Genomic DNA, 23,174 nt, shown 5'->3' on the forward strand with positions numbered 1-23,174 from the left:
ATACTTGAACAGGTAAATAAAATTTTGCATTTTATCTTTTCAAGAAGGTTTAACTGTCTATGTTGATAAAACACAAACTGATTGCTAATACGAGTATTTTGGCAATTGCAATGTTGTTTATGTTGGGGTTGATTTCGTATTCTGAATCATCACTAAAAAGCAACATTCTCATCGCACAAAAATTGGGTGAAGTTGAGAGTAATGTTCTGCAGTTGAGACGAGAAGAAAAGGATTTTCTAGCCAGAAAGGATTTGACCTATGCTGATGAATTTTCGACTAGCTACCAAATTTTGGTTAATAAAATTAATGAACTTGATCAAGCATTTTTAGAAATTGGTCAAAATCGTTCGGAAATCTCAAACTTAAGGCGCGTTACTGAGCAATACAAAATAAACTTTGATGACTTAGTCGAAGCACAAAAAATCATTGGGCTTAACCCAAAAGATGGCCACTATGGTAATTTACGAAGTGCTGTTCATGGTTTTGAAGAACTTGTAGGAAGCAAAGATTACCGCTTACTGAGTGACATGTTGCAACTTAGACGCAATGAAAAAGATTTTATGTTGCGTTTAGATGATAAATATGTCGACCAATGGAATGAAAATGCCGCGACATTTATTCGTGATGTTAAAGATAGTGAACTCCCTGCCAGTACAAAAGAAAAAATTATCACTAACATAGGTGTTTACCAAACTTCATTTAAAACGCTGGCCGATGCACAGCGATTGTTAGGTTATGCCCCTGATCAGGGGTTGCAAGGTAAAATGCGCGAAGCAGTACATCAGGTAGATCAGAACTTATCTGCTTTAGTCTCGGCCAGTGTTAAAGCGGTGAAAGATCATACGACGTTTGTTGGCACATTATCACTTTCTGTTTTTATTGTCGTTTTAGTGATTGCAATAGGCTTTGCAGCTGTTGTGACACGTAGTATTTTAAATGCCATTGATAACATGAAAGACACTATGAATCGTGTGGCTGAATCTAAAGATTTATCTATTCAAGTTGAAACTAATAATGAAGATGAATTAGCTGAAATGGCCAGAGTGTTTAATACTATGATTGGTAGTTTCAGAAAGCTTATTGTCGAGGTTAATCACTCTGTTGAATGTGTTAATACTGCAACTCAAAGCTTGTCTGAAAACATTCACAAAGCAAATGAAGGGGTTGATACCCAAGTTCAACAAACCGACCTAGTTGCAACGGCAGTTACAGAGATGGTGGCAACAGTAGAAGAAATTGCCAACAACACGCATGAAGCAGCGAGTAAAGCAGAGGCAACACATCAAAACGCTGAAAAAGGCAAAGCGGGTGTAGATTCGACCATTGCGCGCATTGATCTGTTATCGGGAACTTTATTAGAGTCTGAGAACGTAGTTCAAGAATTAGCAAAAGACAGTGATACTATTGGCTCTGTCCTTGATGTAATTCGTGGCATTGCAGAACAAACTAACTTATTGGCACTTAATGCTGCAATAGAAGCTGCACGGGCAGGTGAGCAGGGTAGAGGTTTTGCCGTTGTTGCTGATGAAGTAAGAACCTTGGCCAGTCGAACACAAGAGTCGACTAAAGAAATTGAAGGTATTATCAGCTCTTTACAATCACGTACTAAAGATATTGTTTCTCATATGGCTGAATGTCGAGCGCAGGGGCAAGAAAGTGCAGACCAAGCGTCTTCTGCGGGTAAGATGTTAGAAGAAATCACACTAGATGTTTCAATGATCATGGAAATGAATAGTGCGATTGCAACGGCAATTCAAGAACAAAGTACTGTGGCAAGTGAAGTTAATGAACATGTCGTGATGATTCGTGATGTTGCTGAAGAAGCTGGTGAAGCAGCGAAGCAAAACGCACAAATGAGTGAAGAGTTATCGCAACAAGCTGTAGTGCTAGATAAGGAAGTTAATCAGTTTAGGGTTTAATAAACTCTTTCAAAATACTTCGTCATTAAAAAATCCGGTCTGTATCTACAGACCGGATTTTTTTATCTTTGACATTGTTATTCCTATTTGATAGGAAAACCTCTGTCTCTCATCAATGCTTCAACTTGTGCATCTCTGCCTCTAAATAAGCGGTATGCTTCGGCAGGATCCATTGCATTACGAATTGAAAAAAGATGTTTAACTAGCTTATCTGCCATATCTTTATCGTAAAATCCTCCAGGTGCTTGAGCAAAAGCTTCCGCCGCATCAGACGTTAATACTTCTGCCCACATGTAGCCATAGTACCCAGAAGAGTAGCCTTCACCAGAGAATATGTGCCCAAAATGTGTACTTCTATGGCGCATAACCACTTCACTAGGCATGCCTAATTTTGTTAGTTCCTGTTGTTCGAAGCTTTCAGCGTCTATTTTGCTAGGAGCAGTGGTGTGGTATAGCAAATCCATCATTGCTGATGCCATATATTCAGTGGTTTTGAAGCCCTGATTAAATGTTGCAGCCTTTTTGATTTTCTCCACTAAAGATTGTGGAATTGGCTCACCTGTTTTGTAATGCACTAGGTATTTGTTGATCACTTCATCTGTCGATAACCAGCGCTCTAGTAACTGAGATTGGAATTCAGTGTAATCCCTCACTCCAGAGTGAGAAGTTGGGTACGCAACATTGGCTGATAAAAAGTGTAAAGCGTGGCCAAATTCGTGGAAGTATGTTTCGGCATCGTCCCATGAAATAAGTGTTGGCTGACCTTCTGGCCCTTTTACGAAGTTTGAATTATTTGATGATAAAACCGTCTTTTTGCCATCAAACGTTGTATGACTGCGATACGTAGTGGCCCAAGCGCCTGAGCGTTTACCTTGTCGGGCAAACGGATCTAAGTACCATAAGCCAATATGCTCGCCTGATGTTTTATCAGTAACTTCCCATACTTTTACGTCTGGATGAAATACTGGAACACTGCCTTCTGGTACCGGTTTGAAGTTAAAGTTGAATAACTCGCCTGCGACAAAAAACATTGCGTCACGTAACTTATCAAGCTGAAGGTATTGTTTTACTTCGTCTGAATCTAACGCGTACTTCTCTTTTCTTACTTTTTCTGCGTAAAAACGGTAATCCCAAGGTTCAATGGTAATGTTTGCACCTTCTTTGTCGGCAACTGCTTGCATGTCAACGACTTCTTCTTTAACACGTGCAATTGCTGCAGGCCAAACTTTGTTCATTAAGTCCATGGCGTTTTCAGGTGTTTTAGCCATGCGATCTTCTAAGCGCCATTGTGCGTAGTTGTCATAACCTAGTAACTGAATTCGTTCGTGACGTAGCGTTAATATTTTTTCAATCAATTCACTGTTGTCATACTGATCACCGTTGTTGCCGCGGCTATAGTAGTTTTCCCAAACCTGTTTGCGAAGCTCTCGCTCTGTTGAGTAGGTTAAAAAAGGATCCATAGAAGAGCGAGAGTTTGTGATAGCGTATTGGCCAGCCTTACCACGTTGTTCCGCAGCGGCAGCGGCAGCCGAAACAACAGAGTCAGGTAAACCTGAAAGTTGTTCCTTAGTTAGATAAACAACATAGTTCTCTTCATCGGCAAGTACGTTTGATGCAAATTGAGTGTGCGATGTCGCCAATTCTTGGTTAATGGCAGCATAACGCTTTTTAGCTTCTTCGTTTAAGGTGGCGCCATTGCGAGTTAAGCTATTGTATCTTAACCATGTAATGCGCTGTTGCTCAGGTGTCAGCGATTTAAAAGCTTCACTTCTATAAACAGTTTCAATTCGTTTAAACAGCTTTTCATTTTGCGTTATTTTTGAGCTGTAAGCTGAAAGTGTAGGAGCCAACTCTTTCTGAATACTTCTAAACTCCGGGCTAGATTTATTAGATGACCAAATTCCGTAATAAGTAAATGCGCGCGATAAAGCACTGCCAGAGCGTTCAAGAGCTGCTATCGTATTGTCAAAAGTAGCAGGCTCTGAATTGTTGGTAATGGCGTCAATTTCTTCAAGGCTTAAACGCATTCCTTCATCAAAAGCAGGTTTGATCAAAGATAAGTCCATCTTATCAAAAGCTGGTACACCGCCATAAGGCCCTTGAAATTCTGCCAATAAAACGTTTTGTGACTGTGGTTGAACTGCTGGAGCTTCTGTTTTCGTTTGGGTCGATTCTGGAGCTTTTGATGGATTACCGCATGCTGATAGTGCGCAGACTATCGCAGCAGTGACTAGAGAGTAGGTGAGTTTTTTCATTTTTGTTCTCTGGTTGTGATTTTTATTAAGTCTTAGTTTTACCAATTGAATTCAATATATATTTCAATTGGTGTTAGCCTGCCAGAATTTAATATACGATGCCATGAAAATTCGTTGGACTACTAAGCATTTCAGGTTGTCGTATGCTAAACGCAGGTGAAAAAAAGCCAGTTATCGAGTTAACTGGCTTTTAAAATAGGTTTTATGAAACCGTCAAATGTCGTTTGTTACAAAATAAAGCGGCTTAAATCTTCATTTTTAACAACATCATTTAGGGTGTTATTCACATAATCTTCTGTAATTTCTATGCTTTCACCGTCGCGATCGTTGGCAGTAAAGGAAATTTCCTCTGTTAAACGTTCCATCATAGTGTGTAAGCGGCGAGCACCAATATTTTCAGTTGATTCATTCACTTGCCATGCAGCATTGGCGATCGCTTTAATACCACATTCACTAAATGATAAGTTAACACCTTCTGTTGCCATTAATGCCGTGTATTGTTCGGTAAGTGAAGCATTAGGCTCTGTTAAAATACGAACAAAATCTTCGCTAGTTAATGCTTGAAGTTCCACACGTATAGGCAATCGGCCTTGTAGCTCTGGGATCAAATCAGAAGGTTTTGCCATTTGGAAAGCACCAGAGGCAATAAATAGAATATGGTCAGTTTTTACCATTCCGTGTTTAGTTGAAACCGTCGAGCCCTCAACTAAAGGTAAAAGATCGCGCTGTACACCTTCACGTGATACGTCTGGACCAGAAGTATCACCACGTTTACAGATTTTGTCGATTTCATCGATGAACACAATACCATTTTGCTCAACTGCTTCTAACGCTTTTACTTTAATATCATCTTGATTGACGATTTTAGCAGCTTCTTCTTCTTGAAGTGCTTTCATCGCATCTTTAATTTTTAGTTTGCGTTTGTTGGTTTTTTCACTGCTCATTCCTTGGAACATGCTTTGCAACTGAGACGTCATTTCTTCCATGCCTGGTGGCGCCATGATTTCCACACCCATTTGTGGCGCTGCTAAGTTAAGTTCAATCTCTTTATCGTCAAGTTGTCCTTCACGTAGCTTTTTACGAAATACTTGCCTTGTACTTGCATTGTCAGCCGTTTCTTCGTTACCAAAACTATCACGTGGTTTTGGTAATAAAACGTCCAAAACTCGCTCTTCAGCACGTTCTTCAGCAAGGTGTTTTACACGTGCCATTTCTTGCTCTTTGGTCATTTTAAATGCCATATCAGCAAGATCACGAATAATGGTCTCTACTTCTTTACCAACATAACCCACTTCAGTGAATTTAGTGGCTTCTACCTTAATAAAAGGTGCGTTTGCAAGCTTGGCCAAGCGGCGAGCGATTTCAGTTTTACCGACACCGGTAGGGCCAATCATTAAAATATTTTTCGGTGTAACTTCTGTGCGTAACTCTTCGTTAAGCTGCATGCGGCGCCAGCGGTTACGTAACGCAATAGCTACTGCACGTTTTGCATCAGCTTGACCAACAATATGGCTATCTAGTTCTGAAACAATTTCTCTGGGGGTCATATTAGACATAGATTTTCCTTACTGCGGTTATAGTTCGTCGATTGTTTGACTTTGGTTGGTGAACACACAAATGTCACCGGCGATAGTAAGAGACTTTTCTACAATCTCACGAGCAGATAACTCAGTATTTTCAAGAAGTGCTGTTGCAGCAGCTTGTGCAAAGTTACCGCCACTGCCGATGGCAATTAAATCGTGTTCAGGTTGAACAACGTCACCATTTCCCGTAATGATTAATGAAGCCGTTTCATCCGCCACAGCTAATAATGCTTCAAGTTTGCGTAGGGCGCGGTCACTGCGCCAATCTTTTGCTAATTCAACAGCCGCTTTTGTTAAGTGGCCTTGATGCATTTCAAGTTTGCTCTCAAAGCGTTCAAATAGTGTGAATGCGTCTGCGGTGCCACCAGCAAAACCCGCTAAAACTTTGTCGTTATATAAACGTCGAACTTTTTTAGCATTACCTTTCATTACGGTATTGCCTAGTGATACTTGACCATCACCACCTATGGCTACTTTGCCATTGCGTCTAACTGAAACTATGGTAGTCACTGTAAACCTCTACACTGATTGCCGCGTATTGCGGCATGTAACAATGTAGCTAACATAAGAATGAATCGTGAAAATTCAAGGGTAATGCTAAATTAATTCCATAACCAAATCTGGCAAGTAGAAATATTGTTGTTAGATAATTTACGTTTATCTTTTTCAGCTTCTCGTTTTTTCTCGTAAGGTCCCAAGAATACTTTGTGCCAAGTACCATTAGAGCCATTAGAAACGCTAATTTGTGATGCAAGGCCAGCAAAAGCAATGGTTGCTTTCATTTTTTCAGCTTGGTTAAGCGTTCTAAAAGAGCCACATTGCATTTTCCAAGGTCCCTTGGTTTCTACTTTGTACTCGCCGACTTCGACTTCTTTGGATTTTAATTCTTCGATATAACGCCACTTTTCTTCTGGTGGTTTTGGGATATCAGAGGATTTCTTTTCAGTTGAAGATTTTGGTTTTGTTACTGTTGGAACTTCAGGCTCTATATCTTTTATGGACCACAAAAAATAACCAAAACCTGCACAGGCAACTAACGTACAAAGTGCAAGTAACTTCATTCTTGCAGGTATTGCAGGTTGAACAGCTTCTTGCTGTTTATAAGGGCTTTTTTTATTTTTAGTGTTTCTTGAGCGAGAAACGTAATCTTGGTGCGTCATTAACTGCTGTACAATGTAGCTTAGAATTAAGGAATTGCTTTATTTTAACCAAGTGGACAGAAATTCCTAGTCACTTATTTGTACTTTTTAATTATCCAATGATAAAAGCAAAGCGTTACCAACTTAAGTCAATAGGATCAACGTCAATTGACCATCTCACTTTGTTTGCTAGTGGGTGTTGCTTTGCAAATGCAATGAGGGTGTGTAAATCTTGATGTACGACCTTTCTATTGGCGGCTTGGAATAATAAATGAAACCGGAATTTACCCGCTTTTTTCTCCATGGCTGCAGGCATTGGGCCTGCGATATCTGAACCAAAGCTAAGTTGTGATATATCACGTAAAAACTGCTCAGGTAAATGGGGTTTATTGGCTTCCGCTCGAATTAAGGCTTGATGTCCAAATGGTGGTAGTTTCGCCCATTGACGCTCTTCTAAACCTTGTTTGGCAAATTCACTATAGCCTTCACTTACCAATTGCATCAATAGCGGATGCTGCGGGTACTGTGTTTGTATTAATACTTTTCCTGGTTTACTCGCTCGCCCAGCTCTACCTGCAACTTGCTCGAGCTGCTGAGCCATATGCTCGGCAGCTCTGTAATCAAAGCTAAATAATGCACCGTCTATATCTAACATTACAACTAAGGTTACATTGGGAAAATGGTGACCTTTAGCGAGCATTTGAGTACCAATTAAAATATGATGTTCACCTTGGTTGATTTGCTCCAGTCGTTTAGCAAGCTCACCTTTGCGGCGCGTGCTATCTCGGTCAATTCTAACGATGCTTTTATCGTTAAAGTGTTGTTCTAACCACTGTTCAACTTGCTCTGTACCTTGTCCCACTGGGGTCAACCTGATACTGCCGCAACTAGGGCACTGGTGTGGAATTCGTTTTTGGCTATTGCAGTGATGGCATATCAATAAGCCTTGGTTTTTGTGTAAGGTGTATGGTCTATTACAGCGTGTGCAGTCTGCTACCCAATGACACTCCTTACAATTGATCGCGGGGGCAAAGCCACGCCTATTTAAAAAAACGAGTACTTGCTCTTTACGCGCCAAAACTTGTTCTATATCTCGAATCGTTGAGGCGGCCAAACCACTAGATAGTTGTTGATTGTTGATGTCGACTAAAGAAAGCTTCGCTTTAACACTCTTACCTGGGCGTTGGGTCAATTGGTGATAGAAATACTTGCCGCTATTTGCATTGGCCAACGATTCAAAACTTGGTGTGGCTGAGCCCAGAACGATTGGAATCGCACCTTGATTGGCTCTTACAATAGCGAGATCTCTGCCGTTGTATCTAAAGCTATCTTGCTGTTTAAATGAGGTATCGTGCTCTTCATCTACGATAATTAACCCCAATTGAGCTAAAGGGGTAAACAGAGCCGAGCGTGTACCTATGACTATAGCTGCTTGGCCTTGATGTGCCTGACACCAAGTAGTAAATCGCTCTTTGTCGTTAAGTCCTGAGTGGTGTAGAAAAATAGGCACGTTAAATCTTTGTTCAAACCTAGCCAACATCTGCGGCGTCAGTCCTATTTCAGGCACTAACACAAGTACTTGTTTACTTTTTGCCAAGACTTGTTCCATTACCTGCAAATAAACTTCGGTTTTCCCACTTCCTGTAATACCGTGTACTAGATGACAAGCATACTGATCTAACGTTGTAGTAATAGAAGAGACGGTAATTGCTTGCTCTGCTGTTAAATGGTGTTTATCTGCAGTGTTAATACACTCGTTATCCCAATTTAAAGGGATAATGGGCTTTTGATAAGGTTCTATTAAAGCTTTGCTGACCAAGGCTTCTAATTGAGTTTTGCTAAAACCTAAGGTTCTAATTTCTGGCCAAGTTAGTTGTGTATGACTGAAAAGAAGTGCAAACAACTCTCCTTGTTTAGGACTTCGTTTTACATTGATTTGTTCAAGGCCGGCTTCTAAGGTCTCTGATGTTGTTCGCCAATAAGTTATTTGTTCTAACGGCTCAGGCTCTTCTTGCCTCATTAAGACTGGTAAAGCGTATTGAATTACTTCACCTATGGGGTGAGAATAATAGTTAGCTGCAGTGTGCAGCAGTTTAATAATACTTTGTGGTAACTGATGTTGATGAGTAAAAACACGAGTTATCGGCTTTATTTTGCCTAAATCTATTGTTGAATCAATAGCGGGGTTAGTTTCAATTACCATTGCAACTAAATGCCTATTGCCAAAAGGAACTTCTACCAACTGACCACTAACTAAGGTTTGGCTTTGTAATTCTTGTGGAATGCTGTAGGTAAAAAGTTGTCTTAATGGAACAGGTACAGCAACTTGAACAAAGGTATGTATAGTCAATGTGGTAATCTGGTTCTTTTTAGCGATAGGTCGGTATTTTGCGACGTTAATGATAAGTTCTCAAGGGAAATTGTCTTTGCTAAGAAATGTTGATAAAAGCGTTTAAATTGCTTGAATAGCGAGCAGTGATCCAGTATGATTCGCCACCGTTAATTTTAACTCGTATGGTGCTTGGCATAAAAGGTATGACCAAGTGGCGATACGGCCCATTATTTGAGGTTTTCCATGAAAGAAGGTATTCACCCTAATTACGTTGATATCAAAGCAAACTGTTCTTGTGGCAACGTAATCAATACTCGTTCAACGTTAGGTAAAGATATTCACTTAGACGTATGTTCAGAGTGTCACCCGTTCTATACTGGTAAGCAAAAAGCTGCTGAAACTGGTGGTCGTGTTGACAAATTCAACAAGCGTTTCGCTGTTTTGGGTAAGAAGTAATTCACCCACAGTAAACTGTTTGTTTAAAAAGCGCCTAATAGGCGCTTTTTTTGTACCTAAGAAAAATTATTTTTTATTTAAACCCTATTTCGGCATACTGCATCTAATCAATTAAACAAAGAGATTGTGGGAAGTTCGTATTTGAATACCTCAACAGTAATTGATGCCCAACAGTTGTTTAGCCACGACCAAGACAGTGAGCTAGTGACTCGAGCACAACAAGGGGATCAACAAGCATTTCATGCATTATATCAATTGCACCATAAGCGTGTTTACGCTTTGTGCTGGCGTATGCTTGCTGATAAAGACAGTGCAGAAGATGTTTGTCAGGAAGTGTTTGTACAATTGTGGCAAAAAATTGGCAATTTCCGTGGTGAAAGTAAATTTGCCACCTGGTTACACAGCGTAGCCACTAACATAGTGCTTGGGCATTTACGAAAGCAAAAAAACTGGTTACAGCGAGTATTTAGTATTGAAGAACAGCGAGTGGAAGAAAGTAATACACCAATGTCTGATCACGCTGAATTGTCGTTGTTAGACCAAAAAATACAGGCGTTGCCTGAGCGAGCAAGAGTAGTATTTGTTCTTTTTGCTATAGAGGGCTACCGACATGAAGAGATTGCTAGCATGATGAAAATGGCGGTTGGTTCAAGTAAGGCGCAATTTCACCGCGCAAAATCCTTATTAAGAGAAGCGTTAAGTGAGCAGTAGTATGAAAAATGAAATAACTGATGTATCACTTCAACAACAAGTTGATGAATTATCTAAAGAAATGTCGCCTGAAAGAGATTTATGGCCAGGTATAGAAAAAGCGATGGCAAAACAATCTCGATCGAATGTAAAAAGGCCATTTTATCCTGTGGCTTGGGCGGCAACTGTTGTTGTTGCAGTACTAGTATCGTGGTTGAGCTTTTCTCCGCAACCTGGCACATCAACCTCTAATGTTGATATTGCTCAAGTAATGCAGCAAGACTTTAATGAGCAAAAGCAACTAATGTTGGTGAATCTTGGACAGCCAGATTTAAAGCAATTATCACCAGACATGCAAAAACAGTTTGATGAACTTAAGAAAGCGCAGCAAGCCATTAGTAAAGCACTCGAAAACGATCCAACCAGTGTTGAGCTTTTGAACTTATTGCGCTGGACCCAAAAGCAAGAGTTGGACTTGCTAAAGCAAATTTACAGCCCTAAATGGCAAACAATTTAAAGGAGCAAGTATGCATTTTTCAAAATTATTAGGCGGGTTGGCGATTATCGCTATTTCTCTACCGGCATTAGCGGGGGAAAAAGTTGATAAATCGTTGTCAGCTAAAGACGTTACTAAAGTCTGTATTGATAATCTGCGTGGCGAGGTAAAGATCAAAGGTTGGTCGAAAGAGCAGGTTGACGTATCGGGTGAACTAGATGATGAAACAGAAGAGTTTGTTTTTGAAAAGATAGGGTCAACCATAGTCATTAAAGTTAAAGTTCATAATAATCAACGAAATTTCAATGACGAAGATGGATCCGATCTGAACATTTCTGTGCCGCAGAATGTTAGGGTAGAGTTTAATGGCGTATCTTCAGATTTTAGTATTGCAGATATTGAAGGTGGCGTTGAAGGAAAATCAGTAAGTGGCAATATCACAGCGTCGGCGATCAAAAGTCACGCAGAATTGTCTACGGTAAGTGGCAATATTGATGCTAAAGATCTTCACGGAAAAATTCAGATGACTAGTGTTAGTGGTGATGTTAATGATGTGAGTTCATCAGGTAAATTAAAGTTAAGATCTGTCAGTGGTAAGGTTGATACTAAGTCTAATGCGAAAGATGTAGATTTAAGCGTGGTCTCTGGTGATATTGAATTTTCATTAGCAAAAGTTGACGAATTAGAAGTTTCGTCAGTCAGCGGTGAAATTGAGGGCAAGTTATCGTTAAACGACAATGGCCGATTAGAAATGTCGACAGTGAGTGGCGACATTGATATTAAATTTAATAATGATGTCCAAGCAAGTTTTAGATTAAAGTCTAATGCTGGCGGTAACTTAGTTAACCGCATCACTGATGAAAAAGCAAAAGAAGCGAAATATGGCCCAAGTTCAAAACTTACTTTTGCCACAGGTAATGCAAGTGCTACGGTAAAAGGAACAACGGTTAGTGGTACTATTCGCCTTGGTAAATAACAACCTCAGTTTCGCATAAGTAATGCGTGTATAAGTACTATTTTTACTGATATCTACGTTATTTTGGAGTTGGAGTAGCTAGTTACTTCAGCTCCAAAAATCTTTAAATCCAGACAAAAATATCAAGCTAGAAATATAATAGGTTGGTAAGTTGTTTTTCTTTGGCTTAGCACTATGTCTTATACAAACCTAAAGTTATCTTGCTTTACTTCAAATCCGCTTCTAAGCCATAATAACCCCCCTTATCTTATGTATGTCTTGTTAACGTGTTACAGGGCAAGATTTAACGTACAGGTGCATTATTCATGGCAGATCGTAAGCCAGCCAACATATCGAAAAACAAACAGCAACATGACAAGTTAGTTGATGAGTTAAAAGTTCCACCACATTCTTTAGAAGCGGAACAGTCAGTGCTGGGCGGTTTACTACTAAATAATGAAGCCTGGGATCGAGTATCTGAACGTGTTGTAGCGGAAGATTTTTACAGTCGCTCTCATCGTCTTGTATTTGAAACTATTGGCCGCCTAATAGAACAGGGCGAACCAGTAGACTTAATAACTTTATCTGAATCTTTAGAAAATGACCAAAAGCTAGATGATGCAGGTGGTTTTGTATACTTGGCTGAAATGATGAAAAACACGCCAAGTGCGGCCAATATTACTGCCTATGCTGAGATCGTGCGTGAACGCGCTGTTACACGAGAAATGATCAGCGTAGCTAACGACATTGCTGAGGCAGGTTTTGATTCTCAAGGGCGTACCAGTGCAGATTTATTGGATTTTGCTGAAACTAAAGTTTTTCAGATTGCTGAGAAGCGAGCTAGCAAATCGGAAGGCCCTGAAAATATTCACACTGTATTAGAAAAAACCGTTGATAGAATTGAAAAGCTTTATCAACAACCTCACGATGGTGTGACAGGGGTGACGACTGGTTTTTCTGATCTCGATAAAATGACTGCTGGAATGCAACCATCAGATTTGATTATCGTAGCGGCACGTCCATCAATGGGTAAAACGACCTTTGCCATGAACTTGTGTGAAAGTGCTGCACTGACTTCGGATTATCCCTGTTTGATCTTTTCATTAGAGATGCCTTCAGAACAAATCATGATGAGGATGTTGGCATCGTTAGGGCGTATAGATCAAACCAAAATACGTACCGGCCAGCTTAATGATGAAGACTGGGCTAGATTGTCATCTACGATGGGCATGCTCATTGAAAAAGGCAAAATGTACATAGATGACGCTGCGGGTTTAACACCGACAGAAGTGCGGTCAAGAGCTCGTCGTATCGCCCGAGACCACGGTGGCATTAGCTTGATCATGGTCGATTACTTACAATTGATGCGCGCACCACAGTTTTCAGACAACAGAACATTAGAAATTGCCGAAATTTCACGCTCACTTAAGGCTCTAGCGAAAGAGCTAGAAGTGCCAGTTGTTGCACTTTCTCAGCTAAACCGTAGTCTAGAGCAACGAGCTGATAAGCGTCCTGTAAACTCTGACCTTCGTGAATCAGGCTCTATCGAGCAGGATGCCGACTTGATCATGTTTATTTATCGTGACGAGGTTTATCACGATGATTCTGAATTTAAAGGCATGGCAGAAATTATTATCGGTAAACAGCGTAATGGTCCGATAGGGCGTGTTCCATTGACTTTCCAAGGTCAATTTTCTCGGTTTGATAATTACGCTGGTCCTCACGTGCTTGAGGAAGATTAAGTTCAATGGCGATCAAAAGTGCAACGGCAACGATAGATTTGTCAGCATTAGTATATAACTTTAATGCCATCAAACAGATGGCACCAAAGAGTAAAATCTTAGCGGTTTTAAAAGCTAATGCATATGGGCATGGCCTAGAACGTATCGCCAAAGCCTTACCACAAGCCGACGCCTTTGGCGTTGCTCGAATTGATGAAGCGCTAGCTTTAAGAGCAGGAGGTGTAGTTAAACCCCTTGTTTTGCTGGAGGGCTTTTTTACCGGTGATGACTTAGCAGTGTTAGCTGTTAATAATTTACAAACTATTGTACATAACGAGCAACAGCTGCAAGCAATAGAAAAAGCAAAGCTTGATCGCCCATTAAAAGTCTGGCTAAAAATTGATACTGGTATGCATCGTCTAGGCATATACCCTGAACAGTTCAATGCGTTTTATCAACGATTAAAGCAGTGCCCTAATGTACAAAATGATATTGTAATTATGAGTCATCTTGGATGTGCTGATGATAGAACAAGTGCTACAACAGAGCAGCAACTAGCGGTATTTGAGGCGTTGTCGTCAACACTTGCTGAAGAAAAAAGTATGGCAAACTCCGCAGGCATTTTGGCTTGGCCAAACAGCCATTATCATTGGATAAGACCAGGATTGATGTTGTACGGTATTTCGCCGTTATTACCAAATGATGCTAGTGTTTCACCTGTGAAACCGGTAATGACATTACAGGCAAGTTTAATTGCAATTAAAGCAATTAGAGCAAATGAAACGGTTGGCTATGGTGGTAACTGGCAAAGTACTTCTGATACGACCTTGGGGATTATAGCTATCGGTTATGGTGATGGTTATCCTAGGCACGCCCCTAACGGTACACCTGTGCTGTTAAACGGTCGCAGGGTTCCTTTAGTTGGGCGTGTATCAATGGATATGATTACCGTTGATTTAGGGCCTGCTCCAAAAGACCAAGTAGGAGATGTTGCAACATTGTGGGGCAAAGAGCTCACTGTTGCCGAAATTGCAACATATGCGACCACTATTCCGTACGAGCTTTTATGTAATATTAGCCGACGTGTGCAAACACAATACGCATTACCTTAATGGTGTAAATGTGCTCGTTTAAGGTTAAGCATTATTCACCATGAACCGTAGCAATGATAGTTCTACTAGACGCGTAATCACGGTGCTCACCTAAATAAATTCCTTGCCAAATTCCCATATTGAGCTTGCCATTAGTAATGGGAATGCTAACACTAGAACCTAACGTACTTGCTTTAATGTGAGCTGGCATCATATCCACCGTTACACTTAAACCTATTATGAATATTGTGAATTCCCTTTAAACTAGGGGTAGAGATGTTTTTGCAAAGTTGTGAATATTCATTGTAAAAAGTTGAGAAAAACTTGAGGACATTAAAGATTATTTTCAACTTATCGTAAACCGTACAATTGCAAATTTAGATGCCATATGTGCACAATAAAGCTTACCAGTCCAAGGCCAATACACTATCATTAGATGACAAGCATGTATAAAATGATTTGTCGACTTTTTCTTCAGTCAGAAGGATTAAGTTATGTTCAAAATTCAGTTGAAGGAAAATGGCAAACAGGCAGTAACATGACTGAAGATGAGTTAAATGATGTTCAAGAGAGATTATGGCCTCAAGGCGTTAATATATATGACTGACGAACTACTAATTTAGTGGTTGATAATTATCATGGAGCCATGGTGCAAATTGCCTAATGCAGTGTTGTCAGTTAAATAAATACCAAAAATTAAGAGAATATTAATGGATAAGGAAATCGAACAAAATGCTTAAGATAGCGCTATATCATCTGCAGCCAAGTCTCTTAGGTATTCTCATACACTTTAAACTTTACAAGCTTTGTTTACCTGCAATTTATTGGTGCTCGTAAAAACTCTCACCTCAAAATACCAAACCACAGGCAAACTAGTCTCAATCAATTTAGTTGCTCAACATAACCAAAATCGATTGTTGGCCTCAAATTATTGGCTATTGGCCGTTTAATTACTCAAAAAGTGTTGCATGCTGTTTAAGGTTTTTTCATCTCCATCGAATTCACCATGATCGTCGGCGCCACATTGCATACCTGGATCGATAGAGATTGAGTTGCTTCTCACTAGTTGTTTATTGGATTCAATGAAAGTTTTGACTTTTCCTAATTCAGATGATGTATAAGGCTTTTTCCCCGTATAGTAACGAAGCATACCACCCAAGGCGTAATCCCTGCTTTTTTCCAGTACACCTGAAATAAAATACAATAACGAGGAAGGGTATAACCAAGGAATTTGATTAATTAGAAAATCTACTTTTTCAAGCTTATCTGGCATGGTATACATTCTAAATTCGCCAAAGTCATTAGGATGATTAAGCAACTCTCTAATAAACAGATCATACTTACAGGCAGGAGCCCACCATATAGTTTTACGAACTTCATTTGCCCAACCAAATTTTCGCTTATGTTGTAATAAATGCAAAATACAAATGCTACCAGCGCTATGACCCACTAAGTTTAGTTTTACTGTTGGGCATTCGATGCTGAGTTTATTAAGAAAATCAAATCCTACTTTTCCCGGCTTCTCAAACATTTCTCGCGCTTTTTCTTTCATTCCGCCCCAAACCCACTGACCAAATTCACTCAAGTAATAGGCTCTAAGAATTTCTTCAACAATGGTCGCTTGTAATCCATGATCTGTTTTTTTGATGTACCGCCAAATAACGCGTGCAGCTATTTTTACGACTGCTTTTGCTATTTTTAACCAGCTAAAGATAACCTGTTTTGATTCACGTATAGGGTATGCGTCGATGAGTTCTTGTGTAGGTTGAATTCTGCTGTTTATTTTTCCCCATTCTTGCACGGTATCAGTTGTTTGGTAGCGATCCTGCATGTCTTTTTCAATTAATGCTATCGACTCTTCATCATATTCAGGTACATCGTCAACACAAAGCCCGATGACTTGTTGATGAATGTTAGCTTCGAGAGATTCAAAAGGAGGGCGGCCACTGTTTGAGGCGGCTTCCCACTCTGCACTGATGTCGTCAATACTTAATACGCCGGTATCAGATTTAGATGAAGGGCTATTTTTCTCTAATCGTCTTAATACTGCACGTATCGCCCACCGCATCACACTTTTGCCGAATCTTCGATCAAATATATCTTTAAGGTTGTCTATGACCGTTTCGCTAAAACCAGTTTTCCAAAGAAAGCCCACGGCGTGGTGATTTGCTAGTGGACTAAGCATTGCTGATTTACAGACGTTATTAACGCTTGGTGCACCGTCAGCTTCATTAACCAATCCACCATGAAAATAAAGGGTTACATGCTCTATTCCTGTATTTTTTATATGCTTGATGATTTGATCAACATTTGACGCTGAGCTTGTACAATTTCCACTTGAAGAATATCCACCTTGATCGCCAACAGCTAAATATTGCAGAGAATCTATAGGACAAACAGTATTTTTATTAGGGGCATGATTCATACTTATTTCCTTGTGATGTTGATTTGTTATTTTCACTTCATCGATAAATCAATTACGATTTTAGAGCTAATGTGCGGATGTTCAAGTTTAATTATTAATCAGTTGACTTATTTTTGTACACAGGTTAACAATAGTTCTCTTATCTGGATAGAGCCAACGTCTATCAAAAATAGCATCAACAAGTTTCTATGTTGTTGTGAATATTAAAAAATCTTCGTAGTTAGGTAGTGAAGTCATTAAAACCAAAAGGCAGTCAGGAGGGCCGCACATGGAAGGGTTTGATAACGACAGTAACTTATTACAGGCGTGGATAAAAAAACTTGGTAGTAAGCGTTCAAATCCTCTTAGGTTTGCTATTTCCTATACACCTCGGACACATCTTACTAAATCTAAAAAGGTGTATGAAACCTTTGAAGTGGTCTCTTATTCTAAGGGGGTGTTAATCAAAGTCAAAAGGCCCCAAGATTTTACCGATTTAACAATTGTAGCACTCGGATTTGAGCTGGGCTCCAAGCAAGGAGATTTCTTCAAAAGAAAAGGACCATTTCTATTTAGAAAAAAAGGCGCTGGACAAGACAATTTAAGTATCGCTTTTATTTTTCCTCCTCAAATAGTGATGGAACAAGTCTTCAAAGAAGAGCCTAGCCAAATTAAAGAACCGGTTGATGTGAGGTTAAGTGGAAAAAGCCAAATAGTTATTAAGCCTGATTACAAAGAAAGTAAACGCATCGTCATTAAGGTTGATGAATTTTTTCAGATGTTATCAACCGGCGATTTGCAGATAGACAAACGCGCTAGGGCTAGTTTGTTAAATAGTTGGAAAGATCAATTAAGTTCAACTTTTGGATCTGAGGCAGGTCCAAGTGATAAAGATAAGTGGCGAGAGTTATTAAATAAAGCTATGCAGCCACCTGACTCGGATGTCAGTCAATTTGAAGTCATTCCTAGAATTATTATGTCGGCGTCAGATGAAACAAAATGGCGACCTTCTTCACCTGTTGCAGGAAAAGGAACCGGGAAATTAAGCAACGAACAACCAATTTTTAGTGTGTCGTTTGATAGGCAGGGAAGAGAGTCCGTTCGGGCATTATGGTCGAAGCATTTGGAAACAGGCAAATTACCTAGCCACGATATTTCGAACCCACCCCCTGATACAATAGACTATTTTGATACAGTAGTTGAGCAAAAATACCACTGGGATATAGTCGGTCGTACCAGTTTGTATGGTCTTATTGCGTTGCGTCCAGCAGATGATAAAAAATTTGAACAGAATGAAACCGAAGAGGCTAGGTTAAGTCATATAGATATCGCTAATCCGCGAATAATTCGACCTAAGTTAACAAAAGATGAAACTGTTGAAATAATTGACCTTATAGAGAAAGAAACAGGGCTGTCTGGTGAATTAGGGTTGTTGCAAGCAGACCCCTTTAAGTCATTTAATTTGTTGCTTTCAAGTTACGGCTCAACTCATAAAGCCAGTTGGGCTGTTCTTCCACCTAGCATTTACCCAGAGGATCTTACTCAAGGATTTTCGCTTCAATCATTTGATTCAAAATATACAATGGGGCACCTTCACAAACTAGTTACTGTGGAAACAGGGTATTTATTGCCATTGGGTGTTTCCGCAACGTTGGTTTCTGTTACTGAGCGTAGCATTACTAAAGGGCCACAAGGCGAAAAAGATGGGGTGAGTTTTATCCATCAATATAAATTTATTGTATGTGACACAGCTTGGAAGGCCTATCCTGCCGTTTATCAACCGTATGAAGGTAGAGGATTTCCTGCCGAAAGCGTACAAATGCTAACAAAGAAAACTCCCCGCATAAATCAAAAGCATAAAGAAGCCTGTATTGGAAATGGTATTCCAGTATCAGAAGCCTTTTGGGTAATACTTGACGATAAGGCGAATAACACAACGGATAAACCCTTTGTGTTTAGTTGGCGCACAAAAGACGCGCCTAAAATAACCAGTGAACTGATGTTTTTGAGCTATAGTGCCATCGATAAACCAGCAATTATGGGGAGAGTGAAAAAAGCATATAATGATACCAATATTGAGAAAAGGACTGCTTCTTTAGCAGGAGTTCGTCACCAATATGCTGAGAGTAAAACGCTCGGTGATACTTCTTTTAATACCGTTTCTTGGTTGATGGCCACTCAAGGAAGACTAGGTATCGACAATGGTAGCGATGAAGAACATTTTAACCGTGACGGCAGGATGGTTGCGGCGAAACAAATTCCGATATATCCGAGGCTTGAAAAGGCAGATATTCGATTGCAAACCATTGCTGCAATTAGTGGTGAATCATCAAAGGTATCGCATGTTGTCTATCATGAGCATTATGTAAAACATGGCTTTGAAACAAATGCAAAAACAGCGGTTGAAAAAACAGTCAGCCCAGAAATATTTTTGAGGGTTAAGGATAAAAATTCAATTTTAGATATAAACAGTAAATCAAATACTGTGGGCGGTTTTGCAGGGCCTCAGGTTAATGTAGGCGCTATATCGCGCAGCAGAGGTTTAATTGGTGGTACAAACGCAACTTCACTTGCAAAGAATTCAGGTAGCTTTGATGTGACCAAAGCGTTAAGCGGAAATTATTCGCCAACAGAATTTTTACCTAACGGCCTTGTTTTAGGTATTGACCTGAATAGCCTTATTCAAGAAGTTGATAGTAATTTTAAAAATGCGCCTGAACTTAGAGAAACTGTTGAATATGGCGTGCGAGAAGCATTTGATACTGTTCAAGATATCGCAGAATCGTTATATGAGCTGTTGTATGGTTCAGACAAACTTGTAGAGAAAACTAAGAAATTTATTAAAAGGTTTGATGATACAACCGGTCGCCCAGAAAACTTCATGCATTATTACCCGCGGCTATTTAATGCGCTTCAACCTTTAATCAGTGACCAAGCAGCGGTAAAAAAAGATCTGAATGCTATTATAAATGCTCAAAATCCTTCAGGCATAATGAAGCCAATCAATGATCTTTATGAATACCTCAATAAACTAAGCAAAGCAATTGATAGGTTTGTTAATGATCCAATACCCGACGCTATTGATCAGATCATTGAACAGTATAAGAATTGGTTAAAATTTTTTAATGGTAATTTAGATTCCATTTTAAAACGAGCTTTACACCTTGTTGTAAAAGAAGTGACTAGCTATTTAGTAAATGGCTTTACCACAGCAATTGATGAACAAGGATATGGTGAGGCATTATTTGGCCCATTAGGGCTTACAGATAGTGATTTTCTCAACAATCCGCAACAAGCTTTAAGGGCAATGCAAGATGGCGTATTGAATTATGGAACTGAGAAAATATGGACGCTTTTTGAAACGGTATTTGCATTATTGGATGGTGTTTCGTGGCCAAAAGCTATTAACATTGAAAAAGTAAAAAAACGAATTGAACTTGCTGCACATAGGGCGGTAGATATCTATCAAGATAGCTTAAAAGATGCCGCTGAATCTATTCGTGATAAAGATTTTGTACAGAAAAAAATTAATCAATATCTAGACAGTTTAGTGAAGTTGTGGGCTGGAAAACTTCAAGCAATTGTTACTGGAGAAAAAGGGCAACTTGATAAAGTTTTATGTCAATTATTTGAGCTTGTAAATAATTTACCGCAAGACATCGAAACCGAAAAAGCAAAGTTTAGCCAATTTATAAAGAACGCTACAGTATTAGAAAATGGTGTGCCTAGCAGCATTAAAGACGAAGTGATGATAATCGTCGACAAGGAGTTAGACGCTTTAGTCGAAAAGCTAACTGAAGAAATTGAGTTAATAAAAGCAAAATTAGCACCTGCGGTTGAAGTAGCAAAAAAAGGTCAATTTGAGCTAGGTTATTGGCTAATAAAACAAAGTTTAGTCGTTGTACCCGATCTATTTGGTCTTCCGTTAATCGCCAGAAAACCCGAAGATGCCTGTCGAGAATTGGCGAGTTATTTAAGGTTACTCGCATCGGAATTATTGCCTAGTGAACAAGATTTAGAACTATCTTTTAACCAATTAAAACAACAGGTTATCAATTGGACTCCAAACAACGATTTTGTAAAACGCATCAAAGATCGTATTTTATCTGACATGGATGATATCGAAAATCGTACATTAGCTGCTTTAAATAACACTAGGAAACAGCTAAATTCGACGGATATATGTGGTGAACCTGGAAAAGCCCTTGGTTTATTAATTCGCATTACAGGGTTAAGAGGGGACTTACTTAACATACTGCTAGTTATTGGTGAACGATTAGATGATGTATATCAAGCAAACACGAGTATTCATGCAGACTTCGAAGACATTATTCCTGTAATTGCTCAATTTATGTTTCAGATTGCTGCAGCGGATGTTAAAAAAGATCAAATAGTCAAGCTAAATCAATCCGTTGCGATATTAAAGTCGCTAGGGGTAGAGGCAGATGAATTGGAAGGCCTTCTAGAAGACTTCAAAGATCACCAGCAACAAGCAGAGTCGTCATTATCGACTATTCAACCTGGAAAGTTACATCAATTTGTTAAACAACAATTAGTTCCGTATAGAGAGATATTGGAAGGAAAATTAGCGTCTATTTTAATGTCTCCTTTGGCATACGGTGAAAAGTTAGTCCAGTATCTAAACGAACCTGCGAGAAAACAAAGCAAAATTCTATTAGGGAATTTAACTATAGGTTTGAACAAAGTTGAAGAATTAATTCAAACTTTTGAGGACGCTATTAAACAAACGCCAATTGGAGTCTTTTTTAAGTCTTTGTTAGCTGATCTTGAACCTGGTCGAGTAAAAATAAATGATGAAATAAAGACCGCAAATGAGCTAATTGATAGATTAAGAAATAACCCTAACAGTACACCTGTTTTAATTGAAGTGTGGAAAGTTATTGAGCAGGAGTTGCTAATTCCTTATTCACAATTACAAGGTGGGCTATTACTCATCTTGACATCGTTAAAAGGAATCAAGTTAAAAGAAGTGTTTGAAGATGTTATTGGGCAGTTTATTGAACCATTGCGCAATATAGAAGAACAAGCCACTTTAATGCTTGAGCAAATGGTTCCTTCACGTTTTACCACCACATACAAAAGTCAATTCGAATTAAAAAGCTACCCGAATGATAGAACGCCAGTTTTTGAAATGGCTAAAAAAGGGAGTAAAGCGGTTCCGGATTTATCTTTAAACGCATCATTTATGGTTGACCCCATTAAAGGCGAAACAGAAGCGAGTATACGAGGAATATTACAGCCTTTTAAGATACATATTCCACCAAGTCCTCGCGGATGCACTATCAACTTTAAAAAATCAATTTTTAAATCATCAAATGGTGAAAGCCCTAAATTAACGATGGAGATAGACAATGTTGAGATTCATGGTGCTTTACAATTTCTTAATGCTTTGGCTCCTTATTTTGGCAATAAAGGCAATGGGGCATACATCAATTTAACGTCAAATAAAGTCAGTGCTGGCGTGCGTTATACTGCCGGATTAATTCAAATGGGCACATTTCAAATACTCAATGTTAATTTTGATATTGGTGCACATCTGCCATTTTCTGGTGATAAAGCCATTGCATATCTAAATCTAGCCAATAAAGATAGGCCTTTTTTAATATCCAGTCCTCCATACGCAGGTGGAGGGTGGTTAAATATTGAAAGACCATTTGGTGAAGGCGAAGTTGGCTCTCTTATTAGTGTCGGTTTAGTTTTTGGTGGTCAAGTGTATATGCGTTACGGACCATTATCAGCTCAAGCTTATGCCTTTGTCGGCATTTGGTACTTAAAAATAGAAAAAAATTGGACCTTAACTGGCCTGTTTGAGGCCGGTGCTCATGGTAAAGTCGCGTTTTTCTCTATTTCTGTTTTTATTCGAATGACCTTGTCGCAAACCAGTCAGGGCGATATGAATGGCGAAGTTAAAATGGTTTTTAAATTTAAAGTGGGGTTCGCAAAGTTTCGATATAAGGTGACTGCGCGTAAAAACTTTAAAGGTAAAAATCAAGAAAATGCAGCTATAGGTATAAATTTTGACGATGGTGAATTGATAAAAGTAACCACAAAAGTACCAAATAAGCGAACACAATGGAAAAAGTATTCCAGTCATTTTGCTGAGTAGTCAAGA

Annotated in this window: 15 protein-coding genes and 1 pseudogene; 9 read left to right on the forward strand and 7 right to left on the reverse strand. The window is 39.3% G+C overall.

Annotation, left to right across the window (positions count from 1 at the left end):
- Positions 1-59: 59 nt before the first annotated feature.
- Complete coding sequence (locus tag IE199_RS03470; RefSeq protein ID WP_189767355.1) at positions 60-1,919, forward strand: methyl-accepting chemotaxis protein; 1,860 nt, start codon at positions 60-62, stop codon at positions 1,917-1,919.
- Between the two features lie 83 nt (positions 1,920-2,002).
- On the opposite strand, the gene IE199_RS03475 is transcribed toward IE199_RS03470, so the two are convergent.
- From IE199_RS03475 to priA, 5 genes are all read right to left on the reverse strand, one after another.
- Positions 2,003-4,174, reverse strand: a complete 2,172-nt coding sequence (locus IE199_RS03475) for a M3 family metallopeptidase (RefSeq protein WP_189767356.1) — start codon at positions 4,172-4,174, stop codon at positions 2,003-2,005.
- A gap of 227 nt (positions 4,175-4,401) precedes the next feature.
- Positions 4,402-5,730, reverse strand: coding sequence for an ATP-dependent protease ATPase subunit HslU (hslU, locus tag IE199_RS03480; RefSeq protein ID WP_189767357.1), 1,329 nt, complete (start codon positions 5,728-5,730; stop codon positions 4,402-4,404).
- A gap of 18 nt (positions 5,731-5,748) precedes the next feature.
- The gene (hslV, locus tag IE199_RS03485) at positions 5,749-6,267 is read right to left on the reverse strand and encodes an ATP-dependent protease subunit HslV (protein ID WP_189767358.1); all 519 of its coding nucleotides are present in this window, start codon (positions 6,265-6,267) and stop codon (positions 5,749-5,751) included.
- 92 nt (positions 6,268-6,359) lie between these two features.
- On the reverse strand, positions 6,360-6,917 hold the full coding sequence (locus IE199_RS03490; RefSeq protein WP_189767359.1) for an SPOR domain-containing protein: 558 nt from the start codon (positions 6,915-6,917) through the stop codon (positions 6,360-6,362).
- 115 nt (positions 6,918-7,032) lie between these two features.
- Positions 7,033-9,246, reverse strand: coding sequence for a primosomal protein N' (gene priA, locus IE199_RS03495; protein ID WP_229854519.1), 2,214 nt, complete (start codon positions 9,244-9,246; stop codon positions 7,033-7,035).
- 225 nt (positions 9,247-9,471) lie between these two features.
- On the opposite strand from priA, the gene rpmE reads away from it, so the two are divergent.
- From rpmE to alr, 6 genes are all read left to right on the forward strand, one after another.
- Entirely contained in the window at positions 9,472-9,684 is a 213-nt protein-coding gene (gene rpmE / locus IE199_RS03500; RefSeq protein WP_189767360.1) for a 50S ribosomal protein L31, read from the forward strand.
- A 141-nt stretch (positions 9,685-9,825) separates the two neighbouring features.
- Positions 9,826-10,395, forward strand: coding sequence for an RNA polymerase sigma factor (locus IE199_RS03505; protein WP_189767361.1), 570 nt, complete (start codon positions 9,826-9,828; stop codon positions 10,393-10,395).
- Position 10,396: 1 nt separating this feature from the next.
- Entirely contained in the window at positions 10,397-10,891 is a 495-nt protein-coding gene (locus tag IE199_RS03510) for a hypothetical protein (protein WP_189767362.1), read from the forward strand.
- 10 nt (positions 10,892-10,901) lie between these two features.
- Positions 10,902-11,846: a DUF4097 family beta strand repeat-containing protein gene (locus IE199_RS03515; protein ID WP_189767363.1), complete on the forward strand. Its 945-nt coding sequence runs from the start codon at positions 10,902-10,904 to the stop codon at positions 11,844-11,846.
- 305 nt (positions 11,847-12,151) lie between these two features.
- A complete protein-coding gene (gene dnaB, locus IE199_RS03520; protein ID WP_189767364.1) occupies positions 12,152-13,567 on the forward strand; it encodes a replicative DNA helicase in 1,416 nt (471 codons plus the stop codon).
- Between the two features lie 11 nt (positions 13,568-13,578).
- A complete protein-coding gene (alr, locus tag IE199_RS03525) occupies positions 13,579-14,658 on the forward strand; it encodes an alanine racemase (protein ID WP_229854562.1) in 1,080 nt (359 codons plus the stop codon).
- Positions 14,659-14,689: 31 nt separating this feature from the next.
- Here alr and IE199_RS03530 read toward each other — a convergent pair.
- Positions 14,690-14,854, reverse strand: a pseudogene (locus IE199_RS03530) (YjbQ family protein); the annotation flags it as partial.
- Between the two features lie 237 nt (positions 14,855-15,091).
- Between IE199_RS03530 and IE199_RS03535 the strand changes: the two are divergent.
- Positions 15,092-15,244, forward strand: coding sequence for a hypothetical protein (locus IE199_RS03535; protein WP_189767367.1), 153 nt, complete (start codon positions 15,092-15,094; stop codon positions 15,242-15,244).
- A 339-nt stretch (positions 15,245-15,583) separates the two neighbouring features.
- Here IE199_RS03535 and IE199_RS03540 read toward each other — a convergent pair whose 3' ends face one another.
- The gene (locus IE199_RS03540) at positions 15,584-17,062 is read right to left on the reverse strand and encodes a hypothetical protein (protein WP_189767368.1); all 1,479 of its coding nucleotides are present in this window, start codon (positions 17,060-17,062) and stop codon (positions 15,584-15,586) included.
- 268 nt (positions 17,063-17,330) lie between these two features.
- Here IE199_RS03540 and IE199_RS03545 point away from each other — a divergent pair, with 268 nt between their 5' ends.
- Positions 17,331-23,168, forward strand: coding sequence for a hypothetical protein (locus tag IE199_RS03545; RefSeq protein WP_189767369.1), 5,838 nt, complete (start codon positions 17,331-17,333; stop codon positions 23,166-23,168).
- The last annotated feature ends 6 nt before the right edge of the window (positions 23,169-23,174 follow it).

It is taken from the genome of Thalassotalea marina (assembly GCF_014656435.1).
GTDB classification, from domain to species: Bacteria; Pseudomonadota; Gammaproteobacteria; order Enterobacterales; family Alteromonadaceae; genus Thalassotalea_C; species Thalassotalea_C marina.

Bases quoted from the DNA above. Each gene is read 5' to 3' on its own strand.
- IE199_RS03470 (WP_189767355.1), top strand. From the start codon at position 60: ATGTTGATAAAACACAAACTGATTGCTAATACGAGTATTTTGGCAATT.
- IE199_RS03475 (WP_189767356.1), bottom strand. From the start codon at position 4,174: ATGAAAAAACTCACCTACTCTCTAGTCACTGCTGCGATAGTCTGCGCA.
- hslU (WP_189767357.1), bottom strand. From the start codon at position 5,730: ATGTCTAATATGACCCCCAGAGAAATTGTTTCAGAACTAGATAGCCAT.
- IE199_RS03490 (WP_189767359.1), bottom strand. From the start codon at position 6,917: ATGACGCACCAAGATTACGTTTCTCGCTCAAGAAACACTAAAAATAAA.
- rpmE (WP_189767360.1), top strand. From the start codon at position 9,472: ATGAAAGAAGGTATTCACCCTAATTACGTTGATATCAAAGCAAACTGT.
- IE199_RS03510 (WP_189767362.1), top strand. From the start codon at position 10,397: ATGAAAAATGAAATAACTGATGTATCACTTCAACAACAAGTTGATGAA.
- IE199_RS03515 (WP_189767363.1), top strand. From the start codon at position 10,902: ATGCATTTTTCAAAATTATTAGGCGGGTTGGCGATTATCGCTATTTCT.
- dnaB (WP_189767364.1), top strand. From the start codon at position 12,152: ATGGCAGATCGTAAGCCAGCCAACATATCGAAAAACAAACAGCAACAT.
- IE199_RS03535 (WP_189767367.1), top strand. From the start codon at position 15,092: ATGATTTGTCGACTTTTTCTTCAGTCAGAAGGATTAAGTTATGTTCAA.
- IE199_RS03540 (WP_189767368.1), bottom strand. From the start codon at position 17,062: ATGAATCATGCCCCTAATAAAAATACTGTTTGTCCTATAGATTCTCTG.
- IE199_RS03545 (WP_189767369.1), top strand. From the start codon at position 17,331: ATGGAAGGGTTTGATAACGACAGTAACTTATTACAGGCGTGGATAAAA.